Source organism: Candidatus Planktophila sp. (genome assembly GCF_040402315.1).
GTDB lineage: Bacteria > Actinomycetota > Actinomycetes > Nanopelagicales > Nanopelagicaceae > Planktophila.
In genome coordinates, this window is record NZ_JBBAMU010000030.1 from 1 (window position 1) to 10,518 (window position 10,518).

The 10,518-nt window shown below is 47.8% G+C and carries 10 protein-coding genes; 2 read left to right on the forward strand and 8 right to left on the reverse strand.

The window, feature by feature from the left end; all coding sequences use genetic code 11:
• Nucleotides 1-210 precede the first annotated feature (210 nt).
• Nucleotides 211-477, forward strand: a complete 267-nt coding sequence (locus AC9UEP_RS05040; RefSeq protein ID WP_509544624.1) for a WhiB family transcriptional regulator — start codon at nucleotides 211-213, stop codon at nucleotides 475-477.
• 10 nt (nucleotides 478-487) lie between these two features.
• On the opposite strand, the gene AC9UEP_RS05045 is transcribed toward AC9UEP_RS05040, so the two are convergent.
• From AC9UEP_RS05045 to AC9UEP_RS05060, 4 genes are read right to left on the reverse strand one after another with little or no spacing between them, the layout of a single operon-like run.
• Nucleotides 488-1,963 carry a sensor histidine kinase gene (locus AC9UEP_RS05045; RefSeq protein WP_509544627.1) on the reverse strand — a complete coding sequence of 492 codons (1,476 nt, stop codon included), beginning with the start codon at nucleotides 1,961-1,963 and terminating at the stop codon, nucleotides 488-490.
• 11 nt (nucleotides 1,964-1,974) lie between these two features.
• Nucleotides 1,975-2,364, reverse strand: a complete 390-nt coding sequence (locus AC9UEP_RS05050) for a DUF6912 family protein (RefSeq protein WP_509544630.1) — start codon at nucleotides 2,362-2,364, stop codon at nucleotides 1,975-1,977.
• 19 nt (nucleotides 2,365-2,383) lie between these two features.
• A complete protein-coding gene (locus AC9UEP_RS05055; protein WP_509544633.1) occupies nucleotides 2,384-3,475 on the reverse strand; it encodes a CpaE/TadZ family protein in 1,092 nt (363 codons plus the stop codon).
• The gene (locus tag AC9UEP_RS05060; RefSeq protein ID WP_509544636.1) at nucleotides 3,468-4,064 is read right to left on the reverse strand and encodes a flagella basal body P-ring formation protein FlgA; all 597 of its coding nucleotides are present in this window, start codon (nucleotides 4,062-4,064) and stop codon (nucleotides 3,468-3,470) included. Before AC9UEP_RS05060 ends, AC9UEP_RS05055 begins: the two co-directional genes overlap by 8 nt.
• Nucleotides 4,065-4,187: 123 nt before the next feature.
• Here AC9UEP_RS05060 and AC9UEP_RS05065 point away from each other — a divergent pair, with 123 nt between their 5' ends.
• Nucleotides 4,188-4,715, forward strand: a complete 528-nt coding sequence (locus AC9UEP_RS05065; RefSeq protein WP_509544638.1) for an Rv3235 family protein — start codon at nucleotides 4,188-4,190, stop codon at nucleotides 4,713-4,715.
• 6 nt (nucleotides 4,716-4,721) lie between these two features.
• On the opposite strand, the gene secA is transcribed toward AC9UEP_RS05065, so the two are convergent.
• Genes secA through mtrA form a run of 4 tightly spaced genes read right to left on the reverse strand, consistent with a single transcriptional unit; the run spans nucleotide 4,722 to nucleotide 10,375 of the window.
• Nucleotides 4,722-7,394, reverse strand: coding sequence for a preprotein translocase subunit SecA (gene secA / locus AC9UEP_RS05070; RefSeq protein ID WP_509544641.1), 2,673 nt, complete (start codon nucleotides 7,392-7,394; stop codon nucleotides 4,722-4,724).
• Nucleotides 7,395-7,454: 60 nt separating this feature from the next.
• The gene (locus AC9UEP_RS05075) at nucleotides 7,455-8,093 is read right to left on the reverse strand and encodes a ComF family protein (protein WP_509544643.1); all 639 of its coding nucleotides are present in this window, start codon (nucleotides 8,091-8,093) and stop codon (nucleotides 7,455-7,457) included.
• Nucleotides 8,094-8,124: 31 nt separating this feature from the next.
• Entirely contained in the window at nucleotides 8,125-9,693 is a 1,569-nt protein-coding gene (mtrB, locus tag AC9UEP_RS05080) for an MtrAB system histidine kinase MtrB (protein ID WP_509544645.1), read from the reverse strand.
• 1 nt (nucleotide 9,694) lies between these two features.
• Nucleotides 9,695-10,375, reverse strand: coding sequence for an MtrAB system response regulator MtrA (mtrA, locus tag AC9UEP_RS05085; RefSeq protein WP_509544647.1), 681 nt, complete (start codon nucleotides 10,373-10,375; stop codon nucleotides 9,695-9,697).
• Between the last annotated feature and the right edge of the window lie 143 nt (nucleotides 10,376-10,518).

Here is a 10,518-nt window from a genome sequence, read left to right on the forward strand (position 1 = left end):
GTGCACAGGTTCGATTCCTGTCGGGGGCACTAGCACCAACTGCGCTCAATTTTTTCATAACACAATCACCGCAAGAGGGATATAAATCACTTTAAAGCGCAAAATCTTATCGACCACCTTATTGTTAAACTAAGCAGTAACAGGGAGAATAATCCTCTTGCACGCATGAGTTGTGCACACATTTGAATCTGGAATTGAAAGGGGTGAGCCATGGACTGGAGACATCAATCTGCATGTCGCGATGAAGATCCTGAGCTCTTCTTCCCCGTTGGAAATACTGGCCCCGCAATTAGCCAGATTGAAGAAGCGAAGAAGGTATGTAATCGCTGCATCGTAAAAGATCCATGCCTTGCCTGGGCGCTGGAATCAGGTCAAGATGCAGGTGTCTGGGGCGGACTTTCAGAGGATGAACGTCGCGCCCTTAAACGTCGCGCCGCTCGTAACCGTGCTCGCTTGATAGATAACGGAATCGCTTAACCTACAATTTTTATTTAGTGTTGGGGAAAACCACAATAGCTTTCGTCTGAGTTTCATCAGAGACTAATGAGAGCGTGCCGCTGAGTTCATTTTCAGTCAGCGTGCGCACAATTTGCAGACCAAGGTTTGGGGATTTGGCGATATCGAATCCTTCAGGTAGACCCACACCGTCATCTGAAATAATTACTTGAATATCTGAATTCCCTGAATCCACATGAATTCCCAGCACTGAACCCTCCTCAGCTAATCCATGTTCAAGGGCGTTATGAATAAGTTCGGTAATCACTAGGGCTAGCGGTGTTGCAATTCGTGGATCAAGCGGACCAAGAATGCCAGTTCGCTCGATACGTAATTCATTCATGCGCGGGCTCAGTTCTAGTGCGTGCGTGACCAGACTATCTAACACCTGATCGAATCCCACGGATGCATCGGGGGTATTGGAGAGAGTTTCATGTACCAAGGCAATGGATGCAATCCGACGAACTGCTTCATTGAGTGCCGCGCTAGCGTTGGGATCATTGATGCGGCGAGCTTGTAATCTGAGCAGGGCTGAAACAGTCTGTAAATTATTCTTTACTCGGTGATGAATCTCGCGGATAGTCACATCCTTTGTTACTAGCTCTTGCTCGCGCCTGCGAATCTCAGTGACGTTATTGAGTAAAACGATTGCGCCAATCCGGTTTTCACCTTGAATCAGCGGAAGGACTGTGAATGAGATAGTTCCGCCAGCATTTTCAATCTCAACTCGTTTCAGTAACTTGCCGGTAAGCACCCCAGAGATGCTCTCTTCTTGGGCATCGGCACTGTGTTGAGCTAGTGATTGCGCAAGAGTTCCCAACTCACTACCTTCAACTTCGTGCACCCAACCTAAGCGGCTAAATGCTGATTGCGCATTCGGACTTGCATAGGAGACAACTCCGTTGACATCAAGACGAATCAATCCATCACCCACACGTGGTGCAGGATCAAAAAGTGATCCCGCATCTGGGTAGGGAAAGCTTCCTTCAGTAATCATTCGATATAAATTATTAGCAATCTCGCGATAGTTAAGCTCCAATCGGCTGGGTTGACGCATAAGCTCAGCATTTCTATGGCGCGAAATAACCGCAACAACAAGGCCATCAATTACTACGGGGATAGTCTCTTCTTTGACAGAGAATTCACCCATTGGTTCTGGTTCGGTATTTCTTACAATTTCAGCGCTAGCAAGTGCTTGATCTATATATTTGCGCGCACCATGCGCGATTTCATCCCCAATGACATCAAGCGGAAAGAGGGTCGCGGCAGTTGTTGGCCTGATATGTGAAACTGCGACGTAACCGGTAGGCCAGCTCTTGAAATCTTTTCGCAGTGGAACCCAGAGAATTAGGTCGGCAAAAGATAAATCTGAAAGAAGTTGCCAATCAGCTATCAGTTCCCGTAGCCGGTGGATATGAATATCAGTCAGCGGGCTTCGCTTTTTCACAAATTCTTCAATCGATGCCATATTGGTAATCCTTACTCAAGCCACGCTGCCAGATTGCTGGCAATCTCTTGTGTGGCAAACCAGGTCAGTTCCTGACCATCAGGTGAAACCTCAAAACAGCATTGCACCGAATCCCACTGCAAAGGAGCAGAGAGCGAGATCGACATTTCATGCTCTGCATCGATGATTGATTCAGGAACTTCCAGAGCTAAAACACAGGCAGTACCAACAGCGGCAGCAAGTAACTCCACTGCATCTTCAGCTGCGATGAGTGAAAGGGTGTATTCAACTTCTTCTTCATCTAGATCGCTATTGCTGGATATAAATGTGGGAGTCGCGGCATAGGCATCACTGACATCGAACTCCCCCGATTGGAGAAATTCTTGAACTTCAGAAGCGGTAACACCGATGTATGCGCGCATGTGCTTAGCCTATAAGAACTTATCCCCCTACTTCACCGGCCAAACTGGCAATACTCTTGCGTAGCAGGCTCCTCTCATTTGATTCATAGAGAGATGCCTGTTCACTCTCGGCCATTGATATCGAACGCGCATCTGCTGGATACGTAAGAATTTTCTTAGGGCCAATCGTCCTTGCAGTGGCCAAAAAAGCTTCGTCATAGATCGCACCCTTCTTGCCTTGAGCCGACGCTGCTTGCACAAAGGAGATTGCCGGCTTAATCGAGTTCTGTGAAAGAGCTTGTGAGATCCTCCGAACTCGCTCGATTCCCACTCGGTTAGATTTGGCAATAATCCACAGCTCCTGGGCATGAGAAGTGACCCAGAGCAGAATCTCACCGGTCCAACGTTGTCCTCGAAGCACTTGCGCAAGTTCGGTGATCACACCGGTATCAATTACGATGTAATCAAACTCCAGCTTGGCAGCATCTAGTAGCGCGATTGATTCGCCAATATTTTCTTGAGTAATCTCTAGCGCCCACAGATTATTTGCAATCTTTTGAAAACTCTTTGCTGAATTCAACCCTTGTTGGCCTAGGAGAATGGCTATGGCGGGAGCAAACGAGTTGCCATCGATGATGAGAACTTTATTTGCCAACAGGCTAAGTTCTGTTGCGATATTGATACTTAACGATGTGCACCCCGCACCAGCGTGTGCCCCGGCAATTGCCAAGATATGTGCTCGGGTAGCCTCGGTGATTGGCTCACTGACTCTGAGCATCGGCCTTCTGATGGAACCGCGAATCATAGCAATTAGCTCGAGGGCAACGGTGGGCTCGGCAAATGAATCTGGAAATTGGCGTATATCTTCCGCGCGCCTTCGAAAGATAAAGATTCTCATGCCGCTATCAGCCAGATTACCCAGAGATTGCGGCTCTATCCCCTCTAAATCTGTGGAGATAAGTAATACATCTGGCGGTGTCTCTAATCCCTGCAAAAACTCATGAAGAGATGACCAGTCTAGTGCGCGATGTAAGACGTTCCATCCTTGGCTAAATAAAGTACTTGCAGCAAAGCTTTCAAAGTCAGATCCGTGGATCGCTGTGACCGCAGTAGCGTGTTCTGACTTAGCCATGTGCTCGTACGGCGACCAAACGACCGCTAGTGGTTGCCGCTAATACGTCAGCGATAAATTCACCATCAACTGACACTGTCATCGCAACTTCTCCCCCGAAATTTGATCCTTTTCTATCGATTGACACGACAAAGACTCCCCCGAGGATGAAGGTGGGGGCTTGCGGACTTTCCCCGTTCTTTTCATCGTGTAACTGATAGATGCTGATAATCTCGCCAGCACCGACTCGTGTGGGAATGTCGACCGAACGCAGGCTGAGGGAAATCTGTTTGTGTGTAGCAGAAGATGATTGATTTGTGAGCGCATCAACTTCAATTAGCTCTCCCGATGCAATGCTGCGCCGTGTAACTAGGCCAAAGGGATCAGAGTCAGCCGGTACATATCTTTCTTGAGCTGACCCCAGCGTGACTGAGATGAGGTTAAGGTCTGAGCTCTCGACGGAAGTTCCTGATGCGATCGGCTTACTTGCCACCCAGAATTTCTCTCTCTGATTTGCTGCAATCGACATCAGAAAAGAAGATAAGAGCGCTGCTATGAAAAGTGAAATTGAGAGAATGAATCGTGTGTTCTTCTGCTTCTTAAGGGCCATGGCGGCAGCGTAAAAGGGTGGTTACACATCAGATCTCACTTTTTGCACAGTACAGCGAAAGGATGAGCGTATTTCAACTTTCTAGATGATTGCTAAGTGACTAACTCACCCCACTATGCACCCATGACAACAGAGATACATCCATATCAATTTCCGCGCCCCAAGCCTTATCTGCAATTGATTTCTAGTACCGAGGATCCGGCGCTCTGGAGCCATCCCGTTCTAGATTTATTTGCTCCGCCGGCGCCCGTGATGCCATCACAAGTGGCAAAGCTCTACCTGGTTCCCTCTACCTTCGGGGAAGAGATTGAACCGGATGAGCTGCCTATCCCATCCTCAGCCTCAGACCTGCCGGACTTACATCAATGGACGATGAAATTTATTGTGAGCGTCCTTGAAATTTGGGCTGGTCGCAGGCAACCTGCGCAATTAATTCGTTCCTGCCATCGCGTTATCTATCTGGAGCTACTACGTAAGACTGGTAGCCAAAATGAAATTGGAAAGATAAAAAGTATCCATCAATCAGAACCACTAGATGGTATTTGTGAATCAACCGTGACAGTCAGATTTGCAAATCGACTTCGCGCAATTGTTATTCGCTTTGAAGGTGTTGATGGACACTGGCTCTGCACTGCCCTGCGTCTGATCTAAAGTAAATTAAGCAGCGCCGTGGCAGCGCTTAAATTTCTTGCCAGAACCGCATGGGCAAGGGCTATTACGCGAGACTTCTCCGGAAGTAACAACGCCATTTTCATCTGCTGCGGTGTAACGAAGTGGAGCAGTATTTGCTGGCTTGTCATTAACTCCGCGTGCTTTCACTTCTGAGCCATCGCCTTCGATTGTGACCTCAACGTTAAAGACCAGGCTGGCTAGCTCTTCCTTAATAGCATCCATCATTGCTGAGAAGAGTTCGAAACCTTCACGTTGATATTCAACAAGTGGATCACGTTGGGCCATGGCACGCAGACCAATACCTTCCTGCAAATAATCCATCTCATAGAGGTGTTCACGCCATTTACGATCAAGGACAGAGAGCAATACTTTCCGCTCTAATTCGCGCAACACTTCATTTCCTAACTCTGCTTCCCGCTTTTCATATGCAGCAATGGCATCATCTAGAACACGTGTCTCTAAGATTTCGATATCGAGTGCGGATCGTGAACCAAATTCGCGCTCTAAATCTTGCGGAGTAAAGGAGATTGGATAGATAAGTTTGAGAGCTGTCCAGAGTTGATCAAGATCCCAATCTTCGGCATAGCCCTGGGATGTTGCGACCTGAACATATGCACCAAGGGTGTCAGACATGAAATCACCGACTTGGCTTCCAATATCTTTGCCTTCAAGCACTAAGCGGCGCTCTGCATAAATTACCTCGCGCTGGCGGTTCATGACATCGTCATATTTAAGGACATTCTTACGGATTTCAAAGTTCTGCGCTTCCACCTGGGTCTGGGCTGAACGAATTGCATTAGAAACCATCTTTGATTCAATCGGTTCATCTTCCGGCAGGCCAGCTGCTCCTAATACACGCTCAACAATTCCAGAGTTAAATCTGCGCATCAAATCATCTTGTAGTGAGAGATAGAAACGAGATTCACCAGGATCGCCTTGGCGTCCTGATCTTCCGCGGAGCTGATTATCAATGCGCCTGGATTCATGGCGCTCTGTGCCAAGAACATAAAGACCACCAAGTGTGACAACTTCTTCGTGCTCCTTGGCGATTGCACCCTTCTGCTTATCAATCTCTGCCGGCCATGCAGCCTCATATTCGGTGGCGTTATCTACCGGTGAAATTCCCTTGCGCTGTAATTCAAAGTCAGCCATGAACTCTGGGTTTCCACCCAACATGATGTCGGTTCCACGGCCTGCCATATTTGTAGCAACTGTGACCGCGCCTTTTGTTCCAGCGCGAGCAATAATCGTTGCTTCACGCTCGTGGTGCTTAGCATTGAGAACTTCGTGAGGAACGCCTGCTTTTTTTAAGAATGCCGAAAGTTCTTCTGATTTTTCAACGCTGACTGTTCCAACCAATACCGGTTGGCCTTTGCGATGACGTTCGACAATGTCGCGGGTAACAGCGGCAAACTTGCCTACCTCAGATTTGTAGACCAAATCTGCTTCATCAATACGTTGCATCGGGCGATTTGTTGGGATTGGAACCACACCTAGCCTATAAATTTGATGGAATTCCGAGGCTTCTGTAATAGCTGTTCCAGTCATACCGGAAATAGTTTCGTAGAGTCGGAAGTAATTTTGAAGTGTGATCGTGGCAAGGGTTTGATTCTCATCCTTGATTTCGATGCGCTCTTTCGCTTCCAGCGCTTGGTGGAGACCTTCGCTATAACGACGGCCGGCAAGCATGCGGCCGGTGTGCTCATCGACAATAAGAAGCTCGCCATTCATGACTACATAGTCTTTGTCGCGCTTAAATAGCTCTTTGGCACGGACTGAATTATTCAGATAACCAATCAGGGTTGTATTGGCAGCTTCGTATAAATTCTCAATCCCGAGTAGCTCTTCCACCTTGGTGACACCATCTTCGAGGATTCCAACAGTCCTCTTCTTTTCATCAACTTCATAGTGGGTATCGCGTTGTAGTTTGGTAGCAATATTTGCAAACTCGACATACCACTTCGTTGCCTTATCTGCTGGTCCACTAATGATGAGTGGCGTACGAGCTTCATCGATAAGGATGGAGTCAACTTCATCGACAACTGCGAAGAAGTGATCGCGCTGCACGCAATCTTCAAGTGACCATGCCATATTGTCACGAAGATAATCGAAACCAAATTCATTGTTTGTGCCATAAGTGATATCAGAAGCGTATGCCGCACGGCGTTCGGCAGAAGTCATGCTATTTAGAATTACACCAACGCTCAGGCCAAGGAATCGGTGAACACGACCCATCCATTCGCTGTCGCGTTCAGCCAAGTAATCATTGACTGTGACAACGTGAACTCCGCGTCCAGCTAGGGCGTTGAGATATGAGGGAAGTGTTGCAACAAGAGTCTTACCTTCACCAGTACGCATTTCTGCGATATTGCCACGGTGAAGCGCCGCTCCACCCATGATCTGAACGTCGTAGTGACGCTGGCCAAGTGTGCGCTTTGCAGCTTCGCGAACAACTGCAAATGCCTCGGGAAGTAAATCATCGAGGGTCTCGCCTTGCGTGTGTCGATTCTTAAATTCTTCAGTCTTGGCGCGCAGTTGGTCATCAGATTGTGCAGAGATTGAACTTTCAAAGGCGTTGACCTTTTCGACGACCTTGCTTAAGTCACGAAGGATTTTTCCTTCGCCGGCTCGCATGATGCGGTCGAGAATTGATGCCATCTGTATACCTTCCGATTGCCAACCTCCATTGCGCACAATGGGTGCCCTATTCGAGCCCCCTTATCGTAGAGGTTCTGCCACGCAAGCTGTAATCGCACCCGAAACCTCAATGCCTGCAGCACGCAATGCGCGGGCAGCCTCGTGCAGAGTCGCCCCCGTTGTGATGAGGTCATCAACGATGATTGCCTTTCCACTGAGATACCGCAGTGAACTCAGTGCCCCCTCTAAGTTTTCTCCCCGCTCTTTCGCATCTAGCTTTGATTGATCCTTGACAACCCGGGTATGAGTCAATATTTCACAGGTTCGCACCAGTGCACCGCTTCCAATTTCTCGTGTAAGTTCACTGATGAACTGCCTTCCACGTAATCGCGCCACAGTCTTTCGCGATGGTATTGGGACTAAAAATCCTATTCCCTGCTCTTGTAAACAGTGAGAGAGTGAGTGAGAAAGAGCGCTGACCATCAACTCATCTGCTCGGTGTAATCCATGTTCTTTGGCAGCCAATAAAACTTTCCCGGCAATTGGTGAATAAGGAATTGAAGAGTAAATGGGGAAATGTGGTTTTCGGCGGGAGTGAGATCTCAAAATTCTTGGCTGCCAGAACTTTCTGCACTGGGAACAGATCTCTAAACCTAGAGCGCCACACCCTAAGCAACGAACAGGAAAAATTAACTCTTCAAGTGATTTGAATAGATTCATCTAGCCATACTGCTGCAGTGGAGGCTAGTGGCTATTGATAAAAAGTCTCTTGGTGGAAATCTTTTGGTGTGGCCTTAATGGGCCTTGAATTTATTAACTCGCCAGCCTTGCGAGGCAAGGTAAGTACAAAGTGAGCTCCTTGGTGTGGGCGTCCCCAAGCGTCTAATTCACCATTGTGAAGACGAGCATCCTCAAGTGCGATGGAAAGGCCTAGGCCAGTTCCACCGCGCACTCGAGCGCGTGATGGATCTTCTCTCCAGAACCGATCAAAGACGCGAGTGAGGGCGGATTCATCTAGTCCTGACCCGTAATCTCGAACACCAATACCAACCTCAGTATCGGTAGCGACAACGTTGACAACAATCTTCTTTCCTTCAGCGTGATCGAGGGCATTTGAGAGGAGATTTCGCATGATGCGCTCAACTCTGCGGATATCAGCGTTGATAGTGACACACTCTTGATCTGCCTCTACCTGTATGTCACGTGTTGGCACAGTGCCCCCCATATCGAAATCTGCGGCACATCGGTTAATCAGGCCAATGACATCAAAATCAACTGGTTCCAGAACAGCAACTTCGGCATCAAAGCGACTTACCTCAAGTAAGTCTTCTAGCAAGCGCTCAAATCTATCTAGTTGTGCAACCAGCAACTCGGAACTTCGGGCAACGAGTGGATCAAAAGAAGTGCGTTGGATGTGGATTACCTCTGATGCCATACGTAGTGTGGTCAAAGGGGTTCGAAGCTCGTGGGTCACATCTGAAACAAAACGTTGCTGGACTCGTGAGAGATGTTCAAGTCGAGTAATTTGCTCTTCAATTGAGAGCGCCATCTCATTATAAGAAATTGCCAGCGTGGCCATCTCATCGGTTGAAACAACTTTCATCCGCTGCGTGAAATCCCCCTGGGTAAACTGAGTAGCAATTCGTGCTGCTTCACGAACGGGTCGTACCACTTGTCGCACTACCAGCCAGGTAATAAGTCCAATCAGGAAAATCAGAGCGACTCCAGTAATGAGAAGTGAGTTCAAGATGAGATCTACTGTTGCCGTCTGGTTCTTAAGCGAGAAGATGATGTAAATCTCGTAACGCCCCCCAGTTGGAATAATAATTCTCTGACCTACAAAGAGAGAATCAATGCGCTCCCTGTTGTCATACCGCGCAGATCCGTAGGCATAATGAAGTTTGGCATCTTTTTTGATCTGGGCACGAAGATTTTTAGGAATCGATGAGCTTTTGATTACATTTGAAGACATTTCATAAGAATTGGCTGTAGTGGGTCCTCCTGGAGACTTCACAAAAATTACTTCTCGCCGCTCCTCATTAATTCCTTGGGTCGAGGTACGCACGACGAATTCAGCAAGAGCTTCTTTACGGGCTTGAACTGTCATCGTTTGCGAAGCAAGAACTTGGTATTCAGCATTAAAAAATGTGTATCGCGCTTCAGCCAGTGAAGAGTTCAGGCTAGTCGCCAGGATTCCATCTGCCAGACGTGAATACAGCGCAGATCCTGTAAGCCAGACCACGATTAATGAAAGTAACAGCGTTGAGAGAATCACTCGTGTTACTAGCGAATGTTTGAGTGACCGTCGTAAACGGTTCATGTTAAGCCGCTCCGCCCGCCTTATAGCCGACGCCACGAACCGTCATAATAATTTCCGGACGGTCGGCGTCGTGTTCAACCTTCGAACGAAGTCGCTGCACATGCACATTGACGAGTCTGGTATCAGTTGTTTGACGATAGCCCCAGACTTCGCTCAAGAGAGCATCGCGCGTAAATACGCGACCTGGATCTCTTGCTAGCGCCACAAGTAAATCAAATTCAAGACGGGTTAATTGAATGAGAGTTGCACCACGACGAACTTCATGTGCTGTCACATCGATAGTAATGTCACAGATTGAAAGAAGGCCCGTGACATCAGAATTCGTGTGGCGCAAACGAGTGCGAATACGCGCAATTAGTTCAGCTTTATCTCTAAAAGGCTTCTGCATGTAATCATCGGCGCCTGCTTCAAGACCGCGCACAACATCCTGTGTCTCACCTTTTGCACTAAGCATAACTATTGGGACCATCGATTCTTTTCTAATTAATCGACAGACCTCTATGCCATCTATTCCTGGCAACATGACATCAAGTAAGACGAGGTCCGGAGGATTATTTCTAAATACCTCCAGCGCCTCATCTCCTCTACTCACCATATCTACATCGAAGCCAGAACTTGTAAGAACAATTCCAAGCATTTCGGCGAGATCTTGATCGTCATCGACGACCATGATGAGTGTCATGCAATATCAACCATCATTTATGAACCGTGCTCCCAAGAATTAAGGTACATATCTTGAGCTGGTGTGAGTACATCGATACGTCCACCCATTGAAATGAGTTTCAGTGCCGCAACTTCCTTATCGATATATGTTGGAACCTCATG

Excerpts from the sequence above, each read along its gene's own strand:
- AC9UEP_RS05040 (WP_509544624.1), top strand. The coding sequence starts at position 211 with ATGGACTGGAGACATCAATCTGCATGTCGCGATGAAGATCCTGAGCTC.
- AC9UEP_RS05045 (WP_509544627.1), bottom strand. The coding sequence starts at position 1,963 with ATGGCATCGATTGAAGAATTTGTGAAAAAGCGAAGCCCGCTGACTGAT.
- AC9UEP_RS05050 (WP_509544630.1), bottom strand. The coding sequence starts at position 2,364 with ATGCGCGCATACATCGGTGTTACCGCTTCTGAAGTTCAAGAATTTCTC.
- AC9UEP_RS05055 (WP_509544633.1), bottom strand. The coding sequence starts at position 3,475 with ATGGCTAAGTCAGAACACGCTACTGCGGTCACAGCGATCCACGGATCT.
- AC9UEP_RS05060 (WP_509544636.1), bottom strand. The coding sequence starts at position 4,064 with ATGGCCCTTAAGAAGCAGAAGAACACACGATTCATTCTCTCAATTTCA.
- AC9UEP_RS05065 (WP_509544638.1), top strand. The coding sequence starts at position 4,188 with ATGACAACAGAGATACATCCATATCAATTTCCGCGCCCCAAGCCTTAT.
- secA (WP_509544641.1), bottom strand. The coding sequence starts at position 7,394 with ATGGCATCAATTCTCGACCGCATCATGCGAGCCGGCGAAGGAAAAATC.
- AC9UEP_RS05075 (WP_509544643.1), bottom strand. The coding sequence starts at position 8,093 with ATGAATCTATTCAAATCACTTGAAGAGTTAATTTTTCCTGTTCGTTGC.
- mtrB (WP_509544645.1), bottom strand. The coding sequence starts at position 9,693 with ATGAACCGTTTACGACGGTCACTCAAACATTCGCTAGTAACACGAGTG.
- mtrA (WP_509544647.1), bottom strand. The coding sequence starts at position 10,375 with ATGACACTCATCATGGTCGTCGATGACGATCAAGATCTCGCCGAAATG.